This is a genomic window from Piscirickettsia salmonis LF-89 = ATCC VR-1361 (genome assembly GCF_000297215.2).
Taxonomy (GTDB): Bacteria; Pseudomonadota; Gammaproteobacteria; order Piscirickettsiales; family Piscirickettsiaceae; genus Piscirickettsia; species Piscirickettsia salmonis.
In genome coordinates this window covers 21,351-40,308 of the sequence record NZ_AMFF02000118.1, presented here as the reverse complement: position 1 = coordinate 40,308, position 18,958 = coordinate 21,351, and the positions used below count along the sequence as shown (strand labels likewise).

The following is an 18,958-nucleotide window of genomic DNA, read 5'->3' as shown; positions in this document are numbered from 1 at the left end:
ACGAGCGATATCCCGAATTCCACTGCCATTCATACTCATGTCAATAATTTTTCTTTGTCTCTGGCAAATCACCTGGCCGCTTATAGTTCAGTAGGAATGTATCTTTATCACAGCCTGTATTTTTGCATTTATAACGCTGATTGCCTGAAGCGTTCCTGCCAAATTTAATGACATTATTCTCACTGCATTGAGGGCAATTGACTTCGATATGAGGCATGGATAAATCTCTAAATTATTGTTAACTTGCTTCGAATTATACCATGGCAATCAATGAGATACATCACCGTGGCTAACTTTCTAAAATAACAAAAGCAACGGCGTAATGTGTTTCATCACTGAGCGTTAAATGATGATTTTTAATATCCAACTCATAAATCAATTCTAATGCTTTTTTATCAAACATTAAGCACGGCTTACCACGCTCATCATGCACTGTGGCAATATGCTTTAAGCTTAATCCATTAGTAAATCCCGTACCGAAAGCTTTTGCTGCAGCCTCTTTTGCCGCAAAGCGCTTTGCCAGATAGCGTGAGCGCTGCTTGTCCGCAACATCTAAAAAAGAGTCATACTCAAGTTTAGATAAAATACGCTCTGCAAATGCATCACCGTGACGGGCTAATAACTCATCAAAGCGCCCAATTTCAACAATATCAGTACCGATACCAATAATCATAAACGTGCCTGAGTTAAAAGCGCACGCATTTCTTTAACCGCGATAGCCAACCCAGAAAATACCGCACGTGCAATAATACTATGGCCGATATTCAGCTCATTAACCTCAGCAATTGCAGCAATTGCCAACGTATTATGATAATGCAGGCCATGACCGGCATTCACAATCAAGCCTTTTTTATGCGCATATTGAGCCGCCTCGTGTAAACGCATCAGCTCGTGCTGCTGCTTCTGACCATGCGCTTCTGCATACGCCCCGGTATGCAATTCTACCACAGGAGCACCACAATCAATCGCCGCATCAATTTGATTGAGATCTGGATCAATAAATAAAGACACTTCACTATGTACTGCAGTAAGGCGCTCACAAGCAAATTGAACAGAACGTAGATTACCTCGCACATCTAAACCTCCTTCTGTTGTCACCTCTTCACGACGTTCAGGTACTAGACACACGCACTCAGGCTGAACAGACTCGGCAATTGCAATCATCTCATCTGTCACCGCCATTTCTAAATTCATTTTTGTCTGTAAAACTTCTTTTAATAAAGTCACATCACGATCTTTAATATGACGACGATCTTCACGCAAGTGAACTGTAATTCCATCCGCCCCGGCTTCTTCTGCAATCAATGCGGCTTGCACAGGCTCTGGATAAATACTCCCCCGCGCATTGCGTAATGTTGCCACATGATCAATATTCACCCCTAATAAAACAGGTTTTACCACTGTTAGACTCCTTTAAATTGTTTAAATAACTCGCGAGATTTTAAGGTCCGATTACGTAAATAAAACTGTAAATACATACGCATAATACGCTTTGCATCCATTTTTTCGAGCTCTGTATCAAATTTACCTGCTTTTAATGCCAGCAAACTCGCCCCTTGACAGACGAGTCCAATAGAAGCAGGTCGATTTACCGGCCAATGCTCAGGTAAATGCTCAACCCGTAGCCAGTAATTTTGCTGAGCAAGAACCGCACGACCTTTAACATCCTGCTCCAGTACCAGCTCATAACCAATCGTTTTTAATAATTGATATTCAAAACGTCGTAATTGAGACTCTAGCTCCAGCTCAACCTTCGCTTTAACAGAGTGAGTACGAGATAACACACCCAGTAATTGACGATAGATAAAAAAGAACGCCTCATCGCCTTGACCTTGAGGTAATAAGTGAATGGTTAATTCATTTAAATACATTGCCATAACAAATGGTAAGCCGCGCCACAGTAACTGTCGCTCACACGAAGACACTTCTTTTAACGTACCCAGCCCAACACGCTTTTGCCAAGTTAATTGTAATAGGCTAAAGGGCTGCAATACCCCTTGCCAACGTGTTAAATTTGCTCGACCACCGGAGGCAACACAACAAATTTTACCATGATCACGCGTTAACATATCAAGCAAAACACTGGTATTTTTATAGGGGCGTTGTTGAATGATATAGCCTAAACTCTGGCACAGCTCTATTGTCATTTAATTGCTTGACTCATTCATCATAACCTAAACTATGCAAGGCACGCTCATCATCAGACCAACCCGATTTAACCTTCACCCACAACTGCAAATGCACCGGGGTTGCGAAGAGATTTTTCATATCAATTCGTGCTTGGCTACCAATTTCTTTTAAGCGCTCACCTTTCTTACCAATCACAATTTTCTTTTGCGCTGGGCGTTCAACTAAAATCACTGCACTAATATCTAAGCAGCCATTATCTTGGACATTAAACAAGTCAATTTCCACAGTAATTTCATAAGGCACTTCTTCACCTAAAGAGCGCATTAGTTTTTCACGAACAATTTCAGCCGCTAAAAAGCGCTGAGAGCGATCCGTAATCTGATCCTCATCAAATAAAAATGGCCCTTCGGGGAGCAGCTTATCGATAGCCTCTTCTAACGCTTTTAAATTATCGCCTTTATAAGCAGACACGGGAATGACCTCAGCAAAACTCATTGCTGTCGATAATTGCTGCAATTTAGGCAATAATTCTTCTTTATTTTTAATTAAATCAACTTTATTAATCACTAAAATCACTGGGATATTACGCTGCTGCAACTTAGTGACAACGAGCTCATCTTCTTCAGTCCAGCGTCTTACATCAACAACGAATACAGCCACATCAACGCCAGTTAGGGCATTATGTGCCGCCCGGTTCATATAACGATTAATCGCCTTTTTTTCATTTTTATGCAGTCCTGGCGTATCAACATAGATCGTCTGTAAATTATCCTCTGTTTTAACCCCCATAATCTGATGGCGGGTTGTTTGTGGCTTATGCGAGGTAATACATAACTTTTGACCAATCATCTGATTTAATAAGGTTGACTTACCTACATTCGGACGACCAACTAAAGCCACTGTACCACAATAAGTCGTTTGTTCTGTCATTTCTATCATTGCCCTAACTCCTGCAATATTTTCGCAGCGGCCTCTTGCTCAGCACGACGCCGACTGGTTCCAGACCCTCTTTGACTTATATTTAAAATACTAACCCGGCATTCTACATAAAAAGTCTGTTCATGCGCCTTTCCATCAATACGCAAAACTTCATATTCTGGCAAAATATCATGGTTTGCCTGTAAGTATTCTTGTAAACGCGTTTTTGCATCTTTACTATGGGTTTGTTTATGTACACTAGCAATCCGTGGTTCAAACCAACGCAAAATAGCGGCTCGGGCGTTTGCTATCCCAGTATCTAAATAAATCGCACCGATAATTGCTTCCACTGCATCGGCTAGAATAGATTCCCGACGATATCCGCCACTTTTTAGCTCGCCAGTACCTAAACGCAGAAACTGCCCAATTTCAAACTCATTCGCCACTGCGGCCAACGTCTCACCTTTAACTAAATTCGCTCGAAACCGGCTCAGCTCACCTTCTTGTGATTCAGGAAAGCGTTCATATAAGGCATCAGCGATAACAAAGCTTAAAATAGCATCCCCTAAAAACTCTAAGCGCTCGTTATTATTCGAGCGCACACTGCGATGAGTCAACGCACTGGTTAATAACCCTTCATTGCGAAACTCATGGCCAATCGCCTTACATAAATCAGAAACAGGTCTAATCATTCATCTCTCACTAAATTAATCTTGACTCACATTATTTTTATTTATTTACTGCGGCTTAAATTCGCTATAACTCACTTTTTATCTTATTCAATCATTTAATACTAAAATATCTAGCTAAGAAATCAGCCGGCCTAAACACTCCAAACGGATACGGGAGTGTTGGCTATCCCAACTCATCCAAATCAAAAACCTGACCAATAATATTGTCACACGATACAAATCCCGAGTAACAACGATGCTTAGCGATTATCTCCCATGGAAAAATACTCACCAGGCGGCAGGATTCAGCCTTTAAAATTAAATAAACTAACAATGCCAAAAAAAAGAGCGAGCATGACCTACTAACATCAGACGTTTTCGCATCTACTCCATAGCTATCATATCAAGAACGCTCAGTATCTGTACCTAATGGATCAATGTACCAATACGATCCCAACGCACACGATGATTGATACTATCCCAACTGAAAAAACGACGCCAAGCTTTGCCAATAAAATCTTTTTCTGGTACTAATCCCCAACCACGACCATCATCACTATCATCACGATCATCACCCATCATTAAGTAATGCCCTTTAGGAATCACTAAATTAGTAAAGTCCTCAGCCGGTCGATCAGCAATGACATAAATATTATGCTGAACGCCCAGTAAATCTTCAGAGTATTTTTCTGCATTAATCCACTGACCGCCTCCGGTATACACTCGCTGAGCTGGACTTAAAAATTTTTGTGTTGCCACTTTTCCATTAATCGTCAACACCTTACTATGATAACTGACTACATCTCCCGGCACACCAACGACACGCTTAATAAACACAGCTTGTGGATTGACCGGCCAATGGAATAAAGCGATATCCCCACGTTTAGGCTCACTGACTGGAATAATTTTCAGGTTCGACAGCGGCAAGCGCACACCATACGCAAAATTATTCGCCAACACATAATCACCCACATCTAAGGTCGGCAATAACGAACCGGATGGTACCACAGAAGGTGAAACAATAAACGAGCGAATAACCAGCACCACAAGAAACACCGGAAAAAAACCACGGGCATATTCAACGACTTTCGGTTCCGCCATCTCTTGCTTAACACGTGCTTTTTTCCAAAGCAGCAAATCCAGCAAATAAAGTGCACCGGTAATCAGCGTCAGGCTGACTAAAATCCAATCAAAATTATTAGCCAAACTTCCATGAAACACATAAATCACGGTAATAAACAAGACCAACGGAAAAGCCCCATAAGCCTGAGTAATCAGTTTATTATCTGCCAGTGCCGGTTGAATATAGCGCATGGCGGTCATCACCCCGGTAAGTGCCGTTAAAATTAACAAAATCCACGTCATCATTTATTATCCACCTTTAATACAGCCAAAAATGCCTCTTGTGGAATCTCAACACTGCCCACTTGTTTCATGCGTTTTTTCCCTGCTTTTTGCTTCTCTAGTAATTTGCGTTTACGTGATACATCACCACCATAACATTTTGCCGTGACATTTTTTCGCAGTGCTTTAACCGTCTGGCGAGCAACAATATGCGTGCCAATGGCCGCTTGAATCGCCACATCAAACATCTGCCTTGGAATCAAACCTTTCATACACTCAGTGAGCTCACGGCCACGGGAAAAGGCATTATTACGATGAACAATTAAAGCCAATGCATCGACCTTATCGCCATTAATTAATACATCCAGTTTAATTAAATCTGCCACCTGAAAGCGCTTAAAGTGATAATCCAGCGATGCATAGCCACGACTGACTGATTTTAACCGATCAAAAAAATCTAACACCACTTCATTCATCGGTAGCTCATACACTAGCGAAACCTGGTTACCAATATATTCCATGCGCGTTTGCACGCCGCGTTTTTCATTACATAGGGTCATCACCGCCCCGACATGCTCTTGCGGCAACAAAATACTTGCTTCTACAATCGGCTCACGCACCTCAGCCACTAAATTTGGCTCAGGAAGTTTCGAGGGATTATCCACATAAGACACCGTGCCTTTCTTATCTACTAATTCAAATACGACTGTCGGTGCGGTGGTAATCAAATCCAGGTCATATTCACGCTCTAGGCGCTCTTGAATAATCTCCATATGCAACATACCCAAAAAGCCACAACGAAAGCCAAAGCCTAAGGCATCTGAGCTTTCAGGCTCATAAAACAACGCCGCATCATTAATACTGAGTTTTTCTAGCGCCTCACGAAAGGCTTCATAGTCATCCGAACTCACTGGAAATAAACCGGCATAGACCTGAGGCTTAACCTTTTTAAACCCAGGCAGGACCTCTTTAGCAGGTGCATGACTATGCGTTAAGGTATCACCGACCGGTGCACCATGAATCTCTTTAATACCAGCAACAACATAGCCGACTTCACCGGCTTCGAGAATCTTTGTGCTGGTTAACTTCGGTGTAAAAACTCCAACATCATTGACTACATACGAGCGCCCTGTTGACATCACTGTTGTTTTCTCGCCAACTTTTAATGTGCCTTCTTTAACACGCACCAACGACACTACGCCCAAATAACTGTCAAACCAAGAGTCAATAATCAACGCTTGTAATGGGCCCTCTCGATCACCTTCAGGCGGTGGAATTTCTTTTACTAAACGCTCTAGAACATCCGCGATACCAATGCCACTTTTCGCACTACAGGCCACCGCATCAGTCGCATCAATCCCAACAATATCTTCAATCTCTTGCGCAACACGGTCAGGATCTGCTTGAGGTAAATCAATTTTATTCAACACAGGAATCACTTCCAAGTCCTGATCAATCGCCGTATAACAATTAGCGACCGTTTGTGCTTCCACCCCCTGAGCCGCATCAACAACCAATAAAGCCCCTTCACAAGCGGCAAGTGAGCGCGATACCTCATAGGAAAAATCAACATGGCCCGGTGTATCAATAAAATTTAACTGGTAGCGTTCGCCGTCTTTAGCGTTGTAATATAAAGTCACACTCTGTGCTTTAATAGTAATGCCACGCTCTCGCTCTATATCCATAGAGTCAAGTACCTGCGCTGCCATTTCCCGCTCAGATAAGCCACCACACGTCTGAATAAAACGATCAGATAAGGTCGACTTACCATGGTCAATATGAGCAATAATTGAAAAATTTCGAATTTGTTTTAATGCGGTCACAATCTACTTCTTATCTTTATCGACATCAGTTAAAGGACAAAATTGTTCCCCATTTTACTGAATCCGCTGCCAAGAGGCAAAAGTTATGTGACTTTATCGGCCTTATTTTCTACTTTTATTTTATAACCTTAATTACTACTAGCTTAATCACTGGTTATAGAGGTTATAGATATAACCGCTGCTATCGCATTATACGCACTACAGACTTAGACACTAGTAGTAATGTGTTAGAGCCCCCGACCTCTAGAGTCTCATCCTAGCTTTAGGCTCCGATTTTAAGCTTTGTTTACTATATAGTTTTACTGGAGCAGTAAGGGCTTAATCTGCTGATCAATGGCTTCACGCGCTCGAAATATGCGCGAACGCACCGTGCCAACGGGGCAACTCATAATTTTTGCAATGTCCTCATAGCTATAGCCTTCGATCTCTCGCAACAAAATCGCCTGACGTAACTCTTCGGGTAATATTTCAACCGCATAGACAATACGTGCTTCAATCTCATCACGCATAGCTAGATGTTCAGGTGTACCAAACTCACGCAAACGCCCATATTGCTCCGCATCATAAGAATCAATATCTTGTGCCGGAGGCCGTCGACTTTGGGCGACCAAATAATTTTTCGCTGTATTGACCGCAATGCGATAAAGCCAGGTATAAAATGCACTTTCTCCCCGAAACTCACCCAAAGCACGATAAGCTTTTAAAAAAGCCTCCTGGGAGATATCTAGCACCTCATGCGGATCTGAAATATAACGACCGATCAGCTTGCCAATACGTTGCTCATAACGCCTGACAAGTAAACCAAAGGCCCAATCTTGTCCACCTTTCACCGCTAAAATCAAGTCCTGGTCAGGCAGCTGCTTTGCTACATCTACTCGCATATCGCACCCCCAAAACACACTTTGGGTGCACACGGACCATCCCACTTAACTCTCGCGCCTCTTCGCGCTCATTTGACCATTCCATGGCATTAAGCGACAATGCCATGTGTTAGTACCCGTTACCTATATTGTAGTCGATAAACATGAAGCAACACTTTAACCATGACATCACCATTATTGGCAGTGGCGCAGCAGGTATCAGCCTTGCCCTGCGCCTGGCTGGACATGCCAGGGTCGCGCTATTGACCAAAAGCTCACTCACAGAAAGCTCGACACTCTATGCCCAAGGGGGCGTCGCTGCTGTTCTTGATGAAGGTGATAGTCTATCTGCCCATATTCAAGACACGCTAAGCGCAGGCGCAGGGCTCTGTAATGAAGAGGCGGTGCGCTTTACCATTGAAAACGCCCGTGAGTGCATTCATTGGCTGATCGAGCATGGTGTTCAATTTACCCGTGGTGATGACAATGAGTATCACCTCACCCTAGAAGGCGGTCATAGTCATCGCCGTGTCATACACGCTGCTGATGCCACCGGACATGCCCTAGAGACCACCCTGGCCGACCGTGTGCGCACTCACCCCAATATCACTATTTTTGAATATCATACTGCAATTGACTTAATTAAAAGCCCAGAGTCAGGCCGCTGCAGCGGCTTTTATGCCTATAACGCGGCAACACACAGTGTTGATGCTTTTAGTGCCAAATGCACTGTCCTTGCCACAGGAGGAGCTAATAAAGTCTATCTTTACTCCAGTAACCCCGATGTTTCCAGCGGCGATGGCATTGCGATGGCCTGGCGTGCCGGTTGTAAAGTCGCCAATCTCGAATTCAACCAATTCCACCCCACCTGCCTCTATCATCCAAAAACGCGATCATTTTTAATTTCAGAAGCCCTACGCGGTGAAGGTGCTCACTTATTGCTCCCCGATGGCAACCGCTTTATGCCTAAATTTGATGAACGTGCTGAACTTGCCCCACGGGATATTGTCGCCCGTGCAATTGACCATGAGATGAAGCGTCTTGGCATCCCCTGTGTTTACTTGGATATTTCACATAAAGATCAAGAGTTTATTATTAACCACTTTCCGACTATCTATGCGCGCTGCCTCGATCTAGGCATCAATATTACCAAAGAACCGATTCCTGTCGTCCCTGCGGCTCATTACACCTGTGGCGGAGTGATGATTGACCATCATGCACAAACAGATATCCCAGGACTCTACGCTTGCGGTGAAGTCTCTTATACCGGTCTGCATGGCGCCAACCGTCTCGCCAGCAACTCCTTACTCGAGTGCTTTGTCTATGCAGCCGCAGCCAGCCAGCATATTCTGGCTCATTTAGCCACGATGCCAACACCCGCAACACCTGCGCCCTGGGATGAGAGCCAAGTCATTGATTCTGATGAGCAAGTGATGATCATGCACAATTGGGATGAGGTTCGTCGCTTTATGTGGGATTACGTTGGCATCGTGCGCTCAAATAAGCGCCTCGCGCGTGCTCAGCGTCGCATCGCCTTGCTACAACATGAAATCAATGACTATTACAGCCACTTTAAAGTCAGCAATGATCTGCTTGAGCTGCGCAATTTAACCCTGGTGGCTGAACTGATTATCGAATCTGCTCTCAACCGCCATGAAAGTCGCGGGCTACACTACACCTTAGATTACCCACAGCAAGAAGAAAACCCTAAAGCAACCGTGTTGATTCCGCCGCATTAGTCATTAATTAAGAGTAAGCACGTAACAAAACTTTAAGGCGTCGATAAACCGGCCTGGGTACGGCGTCATAAAATACGGGAATAAAGTAAAGACGACGCCGATCGGCACAGCGCAAAGCCAATATCAAGCACAGCTTAGACACAAAACTCGCATGCAATACCAAGCCACCTTGGCCTCGTCGGCCACCCTGCTCACGAAACTGCCATGCTGCGCCATGACTGTGCGGGTGACAACTCGCGCTATTATTATCGCCACCTTGCCAAGACAGCCAAACCACACGATCACGCCAATAGCGATAACTTAACAATACGCCATAACCCACACACATGAAGCTTATAAAGCTCGCCATTAACACAGACATAGCACTTAGCCACACGGTGAGCAATGCAATCAGACACATCCCCCACAGTAGGATAAACCATGCTTTTGAGGCAAAGATCACGCCATTAAAGCTGGGTGTACTCAAGCACAACCTTCACAATGTCAGCAAGCTCAGAGTCTTTTGGTGTTTCACGCTGCGTAAACCAAATAAATAAATCCTGGTCAGCCTCTGCAAGCAACTTACAAAATAGCTCCTTATGACGATCTGATGATCCATCATAGGCTTTTTCAACATAGGGCTGCAGCACCAGATCCAACTCTAACATGCCCCGGCGACATGCCCAGCGTAATCGCTTACTATCACTATCAAGTAACATAACTCTCCCACTTACTGACAAATAATCGTTTAAGCAGTATCATGCACACCATATCACGATCTTGTCCAGGAGAAAATGACATGTCTACATCGCTATCATGGCAACAACAAATTAACAATGACCCTAATATTAACTTACCTTATGCACGCACACTTGAGCTTGACCATCAATGCTATCTTACCGCACTCACTCAAACAGAAATTCTCACCATAAAAGCAGACCTGCAAAAAGCACAAGAGTTAATGCAAGGCCAATTCACCTGTAATATCAATCAACTTTCAACGACACAAAGCTTACTTGGCGCTTGCTGCAATCCACAAGGCCGTATCATTGCAACATTCCGTATTTTTTATCATCAAGGCAATTATCACTTAAGCATGCAACAGGGCACCGCTGAATTACTCAAGGCTCATCTTGATAAATTTGCTATTTTTTACCGTGCCAAGCTGATAATTAACACAGAAATTAAAGTCCTTGCCCTCATTGGTCAAGGTGCAAGCGACTACATCAACACACACTTTAATTCTCCACTCATTGATCAAACCAACCCAGAGGCCAATCAGCACAATACCGAGCTCAATATCAGTCTGATTCAAGCTCCTGGCGCACATCGTTATGAGCTGTACGGCGATGAAACTGACCTAGCCTCCTGGCTTAATCATAATCAATTACAGACCGCCCCTGCACTTAACTGGTATCAAGGTAATATCAATAATCATCTTCCCGAAATCACCCCGATACTATCAGGCCAGTGTCTGCCACATGATCTCGGACTTAATAAAACCACCATGATTGATTTTAATAAAGGTTGCTACTCCGGCCAAGAAATCATCGCCCGCATGCATTACCGCGGCACCCCCAAACGCTCAGGCTTTGTTGTGCACTGGCAAGGCAATCCAGCCGCTCCCGGTGATATCATTTACGGTAATAATCAAAAAAAAGCCGGCATCATCATCAACAGCGTCCCTTTGGAAAAGAACCAACATATTGCTTTTTGCTCACTGAGTCATCAACAATTAGACAATGAATTAACTATTCATCAACAAGTATTACAAATCAATGATAATGAGAAAATATAATTAATATAAAGCAAGTTTATTAATAAAGTAATTTATACGGGATTTTTCACTCTTGACTTTAAATTATTAAAGATTTTGAGTTTGTTAACTCTTTCACATATACTTGTGAATAATTAAACTCAATTTAGCTAAAGTAGTACAAAACCATGTTAAAACAAATTATTATAATTATTGTTTGCTCTATTCTAGTGGTTATTTTTGGTAGTTATTTGCATTATGTTTTAAATGTTTTGCTAGAGATTTACCAGTGGATACACAACTTGCTCAATCAAATTTTCTCACAAGGAATGATTGCAAAAACGCTAAGTGGTACACTGGCCTTATTAATCACAATCTTCTTCTTTGGTGGGTTCATCACCTGCATCTTCTGGGTGTTAAAGCGTCCTGCCGCACACGCTTTTCTCGTCACGGCGTGGGGAATCTGGCTGCTTCTTATCCCACTCATTTATTTAAACGGCAGCGGCACACTTTAATTTTAGTATTTAAAGTTTAAAACCCACTGGAAAATATTGGTAGGTAAAAACACCTACCACAACGACTAGCCCAACAATCAACCAACGCAAAACATAGCATAAGCGACAGATCCGTTTGCCTTTTTTCAAATTCCATTTCCATTTCCCTTTCATACTCAGCCCTTAATTTTCAAGCTGTAATAACTCGCGCTCAAACATATAGACCATCTCAAAAGCATTGTCGAGAAAGTGCGTTTGCTTGAGCTCAATCGGCTGAATCCCTGCGAGCAAACTAGCAATATTTTCATGGTCCTCTGCTAAATCAAGATGGCCGCGCTTTTTTTTCTCAGTCAGTAACCAAACCGCGAAAGTTGAATATAACGCCTCATTCGGGTCCTCATTAATAGTCAATGTCTTAGTTACATTAGCCTCATTCAGACTCAAAAAACCATCATAAACTTCTTCAGTATCGGTAATTTTTATCAATAACGCCTTATTTTCATCAACAAGGTCAGCATCAGCACCAGGGTCAGCGATCACTTGATAACAACGTTTGCTAAGCTCTTCTAAATAACCTTTAAAATTATAGGACATCCACACCCTCCATTACATACATTTAATCAACCAAATAGCACGAAGTCATCACATATCATGACAGCAGCTAGCACGATAAAGTACATTAAATATTAACATAAACCGAAAATTAAAGGCTGACATAGCAAGAATTAAGGCGATTTAGCTCCACTTTAGTATCATAATACCACTCATAATCAAGCCAATTGCAAGCCACTGTGATAATCCCAAGCGAGCAGAAAACATGTAGTAATCCAATGCACAGATAAACACGAGCCCTAAGCCACACCAAACCGCATAGACAACCCCCATATCCAAACGCTTCATCGCCAAACTCATCAAAACAAAACATACAGAGTAAAACGCAAATACCCCCATAACAGGCCACAAACGACTAAAGCCATAAGAGAGTTTCATACAGGTCGTCCCTAAGACTTCAAAGACGACCGCCCCTAATAAATACAACCAACTCACCACCACCTCCAAGACAAGTAAAATTTATTTAACAATATATATAAAATCAACAACCCTGTACCTGCACCTATTCTAAAATTAATTACCAAATCACATTCATAAACAAACAAATAAATATAAACCATTATTTGCAAACAATCTATTTTAGATAAAATAAATTAATAGTAAAAATATAAGACGTATTTATAATAAAACTACCTAGATCAATGGCTTAATATATTAATTATACATAATTGATATACTGCCATACTCCAGTAAAATATAGAAAGTAATAGCACCCAAATCATCATGCTTTTTAATAGATATTACTTTCTTCTTTATCTCAACGCATTACGATAAAAAAGTAAATAAATTTTCATATTTAATTTAAAACACATCATTAAATTAAAGAATAAAACGTAACAAAATAACATTTAAATAATATTAACACTAAAAATACCACATTTACAGCAACATGATTTACACCGATAAAAAATAGAACTTTTTATAAAAAACAAGCAATAATTCATATATATAACCATAGATAAACAAATAAAAACCAAATAAACCTAAAAATAAAAAATAATGAATAAAAGTAACAAACTCAACACTATGCTAACACTATACAAACAAAGATCTTAAAAACATCGATGTTTTTATGTATTTATTGTTTATTTTTTTAGTGGAATGATGATAGTACATTACCTTTCCCTGGAGGATCATCACATGCCACAGATGACTTTTGAAAGTTTACCCCATACTCAAAAAGCTATTGTAGTACAACTAGCAGCTAATGTTGCTACATACGCTAATGAAAACCCTGACTCTTTCCTGGGGTTCCAGTTTGCTAGTGTCCTCGGTAAAGAAAAAAATAAATACTTTTCAGCAACTTTCTTACATGACAAAGATGGAGAAGAAGTAGAAGCTCGGTCTATCCTTCAACAAATGAAAGATTTTGAAAAACTGAAAACTGATATAAGCTATGCAGGTTATGAGAGCGATGATGGCGAAGATGAAGCAAGTGATCAGGATCACGAGAGAGAAGAAAGAGATCACCATCGGCGTGAGCACACGCATGCTAAATCTACTGAGTCTAGAGCTCTGGCCCCATTAAATTTATCTAAATTTAAAAATTTAGCCGACTTAGCTCTGGCAGTAATCGACTTTGAGCACGGCAAACATGGAGAAAATTTTTATAAAACGGTTGCCCAGCCTCTCCTTCAATCTTTAAGAAAAGCCATAAAAAAAGAAGGTGAAGCACTAGATTTCCTTGTAATAGGAGCAGACAAAAGACTTGAACAGCAATTATCTCAAGTAATCTCTGACTTAGAGCAAGCTCATGAAAGATTAAAACAGTTACAAACAGCTCATAGAGCTTTACAAGCAAAGCAAGCAATACAAGAAGGTGCACAGCAGCAACAAGCGACAGAACTAGCAGAAATTAACGCTCAACTAACCCAAGCTCAAGCAACAGTAACACAAGCTAATCAAAGTTTAAAAACAGAACTAACCACCACTCAAGAGCAACTACAGCAAGCTCAAGCAACAGCAGCTAAAGCACATAAAAAATCCACAAGACTAGAGACAGAAAAAGCGGCCCAAGCAGTAGAGTTTGAGCATCAATTAACACTATCTAAAAGCGAAACAGAACAAGAAAGAGAAAAGTCTGCTCGCTTACAACAAAGGTTAGAGCCACTAGAAGCTGAGTCTTCTCGCCTACGCGGAGAAAATAGCGCTTTGCGAGCCGAAGTAACAGAGTTAAGGCAAAGCAATTCATCTCAAGCCGCAGCATTAACTGACGCTAGAGACGGATTAGCAATAGAACAAAGTAAATCTCAAGGACTCGAAACAGAAAAAGCAAGCTTAACAGCTAAAGTAGTCGATTTAACAGGGCAACTAGAGTCATCTAGAGAAGATTTACAACAAAGCCAAACGCAGTTGAGTGAGCTTAGGCAAACACTAACAGCAGCTAATACAGGTTTGAAAGATGAACTAGCACAAGCTCAGGCCAGATCACAAGAAGCAGCAAACACACATGATCACGCTAGGGAGAACTGGGATAAAGAGCGACAAGCATTAGAAGCAGTCCAAAGGACTCAAGCAGAAAAAGTTGCCGACCTAACCAAAAAGAATCAAGCACTGAGCGGTCAATTAACAACCTCACACGATGAAAAGGCAACATTGCAAACTCAAGTGGCAGAGCTAACAGCAGATAATGATCAATTAACTGACACGAATACAACTTTAGTACGACAACTCGCTTCAACTCAAGAAGAAGTAAGGCAAGCCAAAGCATCCCTGCCAAGCCGAAAAGATCTTGAAAAACAGCGGGCCATAATTGACTTAATGCCCAGATTACGCGAGGGAGACGCTAGGCACCTTAAATCTAACCTTTATAGTGTAATCTCAGACAGGTTAGAGCGAGGAGAAGCATTTGATAAAGAGCTCTTCCCTAAACTCATAGCTGCATTTACAACTAATACTGGCAATTGGGTTTCTTGGAGAGACAACTCTACCACAGCAGGACAACTGCTTGATGGTTTAAAAGAAAATTCAGGTCTTGCAAAGTATTTGGGAGTTGAAGTAAACAAAAAAACAAAACAAAAAGACTTACGAGCTACACTAGGAACACAAAATGATGAATTTAAAAAATTAAAGAGTAAAGATGAGCATCTTGTATTTTTTAAATTAAGTACAATCGAAAAAAATCATCAAGCTTCACAACATACTATTGTCGAACCCAGAACATGAACAAGAGAATAAACAGCAGCTCTTTAAAAACTTATCAAAGGGCTGCTTCTATATAGAACAAGCTACTTTCTATTTTTCAATTTTAATTAAATCTAATAATAATTGATTAACTTTACGTGAATAGTAAATCAGGCTATAAAACCTCTCAATCTCGCGATAATCACGAATAATACCTTCTTGACTCAATTTAGCGACTTTACAGCGTATCTGATAGCGTAAATCATCTAAAGACTGACCCTCTGAATCTAGTTTTTTACCTTGCAAAAATTGATGTAATAACGTGGTATTTTCCCTAATAATTAATTTTACTTGATAAAGCTCACTTTCAAACTGAACACACAAAGGGCTCGGCTCTTTTTTTAATAGCTCTAAAATATTAGTTAAATAATGAAATAATACATCAAAACCAGCTTGGTAGGCTTGCACCTCCTCTCGTTTTTCCCGAGAAAAAGCCAATTCAAATTTAACAAAATTTTGTCGACTCTTTAACTGCTGCCAGCTTGAATATAAAGTTTCATGCCACTGCATTAATGATATTTGACGCTCTTCACATGGCATAACCAAACATGAAAATACATTATCAATAAACTCTTCAGCCTTTTCTAATACACATAGATAATGATCAGCAACGTTTTTCTGGCTTTTTATAGGAAAAATCAACCCTGAAACAATAACCGCGACAATCGCACCAATCAGCGTTTCATAAGAGCGTACAATAAACCAATGAATATCCCAGTAACTTAATAAAGCAAACAAAAACACCACGATTGCGGTAATAAAAAAACTCGCCCAAGCATAAGAAATTGCTAAAAAATAAACAAAAAATCCCACACTTAATAATAAAAAAATAATCAATATTGTCGGGTGATGTTTTAATAGTAAATAGTACAATGCCGTTGCAACTATACCACCTACCAAGGTCATCCCCATGCGCTCACTGGCTTTTTTTACACTTTCGCCAAAACTACTTGAGATTAGCATGATAACCGTTAATGTTGCCCAAAGCGCACGATCCAATGGAAAAATATAGGCTAAAAGTAGTGTTATCACTACCGCCGATGAGGCTTGTATTGCTTGGCGTGTTGCGCTATTCACATTCTTTCTCCCATAGTGAGAGCGTCTCAATCGCACGTTCCATACCTAATGAAAAATTAAAAATATGCACAGAGTCAGGAAGTGTTAAATCAATCTCAAATGGATACTGCCTAAATTTATCATATTGCTGCTTTAATACACTTAAGCTTGTTATACATAAATTCATCTGTTGAACTTTAGATGATCTTAATACTACAATAAAACACTCCATAACTTTAGCAATATAACTAAACGTCTCATCAGAGACCTGATGATACTTTAAAAGCTGTCCACAGCTTTCAAAAAGCATGGCAAATGTTTTAGCAAGACGGTAATGATAATTACAAAAATTTTCTAACTTATCATCCCTTTCTAATAGTAAAAACTCATTAAGCACACGTAGATTATCACTATGTAAACTTAAAACGACCTTGGTATAATTGCGCTGTAACTCAAAAAACAATCGATTTTCTGATTTGTTTTTTACACTCATTAAAAATGAGCCGGATATCTTGCTTGCAACATCAAACAAAATTTTCATATTACTTTGAATTTGCTTTCTATCATCAATTGGAAAAATAAAAAAAATTAAAATCAGTGCCACCACTGCAGCAACAGCAGAAGCCAGCCACAGTGCTAATAGTGGCGGTTTTGGCATCATCTCAATCACTAGGTACAATAAAATAACAAAAAGAGGAGGAAGAAAAAACCGCCCACCAAAGCGCCTTAAAAAAAATGCAATAAACACCAACACAACAAATACAGTGCCACTTAACCATGGAGTGCTATACAGTGTCAGTGCAAGGGGTGCAACAACAGCCATCGCAATAGCAGAATAAAGCACAGTAAAAAACTGCTCCTGATAACTACGACCAAAGCGTAATAACGATAAAAAACCACCAATAATTGCCCCAGCCAATTGTGCATAAGCATCTACTTTACTCAAAAGCAACCAGGTTATAATAATAATTAGGAGTGTTTTAATCGCTTGAATCAACTGATTTTGGCGCTGATGCCACCATAAACTCAAGCGCCCAATGCTATATTTTACCTCAACCATTCTACCTCACTACTCAGCTAAACAAGTCAAATAAGCCAAAAATTATTCAATCTGACCTGGCCTATCATCAACCTATAATCATTTCAGGTATACTAACACATAAGGAGATAAGTTTGATTTCAGCTAAAAGTAAGAAATAAGGAGATACTTATGAAAAAAAATCATCATTTCAAAAAAATCATGTCCCATTTAGTCATCACATTATCACTCACAACAGCAGCCTCTTATGCAGCAATATATAATCCAACTAACTCCAATTTAAGCGTTGCCTACGGGCCATGTCATAGCGGCAATGAAAAAGAATTAAAAAAACTGCATCAATATTTTAATGTATTCAGGCTGTACAAATTTGACCAAACCTCCCTGGACTTTGCTAAAAAACACAGCATGCAAGTACTGCTTGGGACGACAAACAGCCTTGCTAAATCATTTGCAACCTCAAACCAAAACCATGCAACTAATATCAGTGATTATTTACAAAAAATATCAAACTACCTCTCAAGTGCCACAGTTAAAGTGATTATTCTTGGTAATGAGCCTTTAAACCAGCCACTATTTGCCAACCCCACCGGTGGCCCAGACATGCAAAGCGCCATTAATAATCTTTATAGTGCGCTTAAAAAACAAGGTTATAACCTTCCGGTAACAATTAACGTTGCCGATGACACCTATTGGGGAGGCGCCTTTGATCCACGGCTAAACAATCATATACTCCCAGCTATCAACCAACAAACTCATCCGATTTTTTATGTGGATTTATACCCATTCTTTGCCAACAACAATACTGATGCTTACCGTCTGGATGCCAATAAATTACTAAATGACATGTATATGGGAGGCACATCTAACACCGGCTGGGTTCCAGCCATGCAGAACAAATTCCCTAATATTAGTGTACTTATCGCCGAAACTGGCTGGGCCTCTGCGGGTGGCAATCCACCCAGTGGCGCTGTTGCCAGTCAAGTCAATGAGTCAACCTATATCAATAGTGTTGCAACCTGGGCTAAAAACAGCCACTACCCAACCACACTTTTTATGATGTATGACCGGCCCAGCTGCAAAGGCAGCAATTGGGAAAGTCATTTTGGCTTAATGAAAGATGCGAGCACACCTAAACAACATGTCACTATCCCTAACGGTAAGTAATCAAATATATCAAGGTATTGCTGGCATTTTTCATAAATCATGATAATGAGTAGCTATTTCATCTTAAAAATGTCAGCACTAAAATTAATAGAACAAAACAACAACTAAAATCTATTCATTTTAAAATTTTCTAAGAGGTTACAAACCCCAAAAATATTTATTTAAATTTTTTATAATTTTTAGGATT

The 18,958-nt window shown here is 40.6% G+C and carries 21 protein-coding genes; 5 read left to right on the top strand and 16 right to left on the bottom strand.

Annotated elements, in window-relative coordinates:
- Positions 1-40 precede the first annotated feature (40 nt).
- From C200_RS15100 to rpoE, 9 genes are all read right to left on the bottom strand, one after another.
- Positions 41-217, bottom strand: a complete 177-nt coding sequence (locus C200_RS15100; RefSeq protein WP_080750130.1) for an IS1/IS1595 family N-terminal zinc-binding domain-containing protein — start codon at positions 215-217, stop codon at positions 41-43.
- Positions 218-289: 72 nt separating this feature from the next.
- Entirely contained in the window at positions 290-673 is a 384-nt protein-coding gene (gene acpS / locus C200_RS11615) for a holo-ACP synthase (protein WP_016209473.1), read from the bottom strand.
- Complete coding sequence (gene pdxJ / locus C200_RS11610) at positions 670-1,401, bottom strand: pyridoxine 5'-phosphate synthase (protein ID WP_016209489.1); 732 nt, start codon at positions 1,399-1,401, stop codon at positions 670-672. Before pdxJ ends, acpS begins: the two co-directional genes overlap by 4 nt.
- A gap of 2 nt (positions 1,402-1,403) precedes the next feature.
- Positions 1,404-2,147, bottom strand: coding sequence for a DNA repair protein RecO (gene recO / locus C200_RS11605; RefSeq protein WP_016209497.1), 744 nt, complete (start codon positions 2,145-2,147; stop codon positions 1,404-1,406).
- A 13-nt stretch (positions 2,148-2,160) separates the two neighbouring features.
- Positions 2,161-3,060 (bottom strand): GTPase Era, encoded by a 900-nt coding sequence (gene era, locus C200_RS11600; protein WP_016209492.1) that lies wholly within the window; start codon positions 3,058-3,060, stop codon positions 2,161-2,163.
- A 5-nt stretch (positions 3,061-3,065) separates the two neighbouring features.
- Positions 3,066-3,740: a ribonuclease III gene (rnc, locus tag C200_RS11595; protein WP_016209466.1), complete on the bottom strand. Its 675-nt coding sequence runs from the start codon at positions 3,738-3,740 to the stop codon at positions 3,066-3,068.
- A 405-nt stretch (positions 3,741-4,145) separates the two neighbouring features.
- A complete protein-coding gene (gene lepB, locus C200_RS11590) occupies positions 4,146-5,087 on the bottom strand; it encodes a signal peptidase I (protein WP_016209495.1) in 942 nt (313 codons plus the stop codon).
- Positions 5,084-6,886 carry a translation elongation factor 4 gene (lepA, locus tag C200_RS11585; protein WP_016209482.1) on the bottom strand — a complete coding sequence of 601 codons (1,803 nt, stop codon included), beginning with the start codon at positions 6,884-6,886 and terminating at the stop codon, positions 5,084-5,086. The genes lepB and lepA overlap by 4 nt, the downstream gene beginning before the upstream one ends.
- A 299-nt stretch (positions 6,887-7,185) precedes the next feature.
- Entirely contained in the window at positions 7,186-7,767 is a 582-nt protein-coding gene (gene rpoE / locus C200_RS11580; protein ID WP_016209457.1) for an RNA polymerase sigma factor RpoE, read from the bottom strand.
- Between the two features lie 143 nt (positions 7,768-7,910).
- Here rpoE and nadB point away from each other — a divergent pair, with 143 nt between their 5' ends.
- A complete protein-coding gene (gene nadB, locus C200_RS11575) occupies positions 7,911-9,485 on the top strand; it encodes an L-aspartate oxidase (RefSeq protein WP_016209458.1) in 1,575 nt (524 codons plus the stop codon).
- Positions 9,486-9,492: 7 nt separating this feature from the next.
- Here the strand turns inward: nadB and C200_RS11570 are convergent, their stop codons facing one another.
- Both C200_RS11570 and C200_RS11565 read right to left on the bottom strand, forming a co-directional pair.
- Complete coding sequence (locus tag C200_RS11570) at positions 9,493-9,951, bottom strand: hypothetical protein (protein ID WP_016209477.1); 459 nt, start codon at positions 9,949-9,951, stop codon at positions 9,493-9,495.
- Entirely contained in the window at positions 9,932-10,183 is a 252-nt protein-coding gene (locus C200_RS11565; protein WP_016209486.1) for an FAD assembly factor SdhE, read from the bottom strand. The genes C200_RS11570 and C200_RS11565 overlap by 20 nt, the downstream gene beginning before the upstream one ends.
- Positions 10,184-10,263: 80 nt before the next feature.
- Here C200_RS11565 and ygfZ point away from each other — a divergent pair, with 80 nt between their 5' ends.
- Complete coding sequence (gene ygfZ, locus C200_RS11560; RefSeq protein WP_016209469.1) at positions 10,264-11,262, top strand: CAF17-like 4Fe-4S cluster assembly/insertion protein YgfZ; 999 nt, start codon at positions 10,264-10,266, stop codon at positions 11,260-11,262.
- Between the two features lie 146 nt (positions 11,263-11,408).
- Positions 11,409-11,735 carry a hypothetical protein gene (locus C200_RS11555; protein WP_016209471.1) on the top strand — a complete coding sequence of 109 codons (327 nt, stop codon included), beginning with the start codon at positions 11,409-11,411 and terminating at the stop codon, positions 11,733-11,735.
- Positions 11,736-11,744: 9 nt separating this feature from the next.
- Here the strand turns inward: C200_RS11555 and C200_RS15525 are convergent, their stop codons facing one another.
- The 3 genes from C200_RS15525 to C200_RS11545 form a co-directional block, all read right to left on the bottom strand.
- The gene (locus tag C200_RS15525; RefSeq protein ID WP_016209462.1) at positions 11,745-11,888 is read right to left on the bottom strand and encodes a hypothetical protein; all 144 of its coding nucleotides are present in this window, start codon (positions 11,886-11,888) and stop codon (positions 11,745-11,747) included.
- Between the two features lie 9 nt (positions 11,889-11,897).
- The gene (locus C200_RS11550; protein WP_016209474.1) at positions 11,898-12,308 is read right to left on the bottom strand and encodes a hypothetical protein; all 411 of its coding nucleotides are present in this window, start codon (positions 12,306-12,308) and stop codon (positions 11,898-11,900) included.
- 141 nt (positions 12,309-12,449) lie between these two features.
- Complete coding sequence (locus tag C200_RS11545) at positions 12,450-12,761, bottom strand: DMT family transporter (RefSeq protein WP_016209468.1); 312 nt, start codon at positions 12,759-12,761, stop codon at positions 12,450-12,452.
- Positions 12,762-13,466: 705 nt separating this feature from the next.
- Between C200_RS11545 and C200_RS11540 the strand changes: the two genes are divergently transcribed.
- Positions 13,467-15,491, top strand: coding sequence for a coiled-coil domain-containing protein (locus C200_RS11540; protein WP_016209494.1), 2,025 nt, complete (start codon positions 13,467-13,469; stop codon positions 15,489-15,491).
- Between the two features lie 69 nt (positions 15,492-15,560).
- Here the strand turns inward: C200_RS11540 and C200_RS11535 are convergent, their stop codons facing one another.
- Together C200_RS11535 and C200_RS11530 are read right to left on the bottom strand one after the other, a co-directional pair.
- A complete protein-coding gene (locus C200_RS11535; RefSeq protein ID WP_016209467.1) occupies positions 15,561-16,586 on the bottom strand; it encodes an FUSC family protein in 1,026 nt (341 codons plus the stop codon).
- A complete protein-coding gene (locus C200_RS11530) occupies positions 16,579-17,625 on the bottom strand; it encodes a membrane protein (RefSeq protein WP_016209455.1) in 1,047 nt (348 codons plus the stop codon). Before C200_RS11530 ends, C200_RS11535 begins: the two co-directional genes overlap by 8 nt.
- Positions 17,626-17,775: 150 nt before the next feature.
- On the opposite strand from C200_RS11530, the gene C200_RS11525 reads away from it, so the two are divergent.
- Positions 17,776-18,771: a glycoside hydrolase family 17 protein gene (locus C200_RS11525; RefSeq protein ID WP_016209483.1), complete on the top strand. Its 996-nt coding sequence runs from the start codon at positions 17,776-17,778 to the stop codon at positions 18,769-18,771.
- Positions 18,772-18,958: the final 187 nt, after the last annotated feature.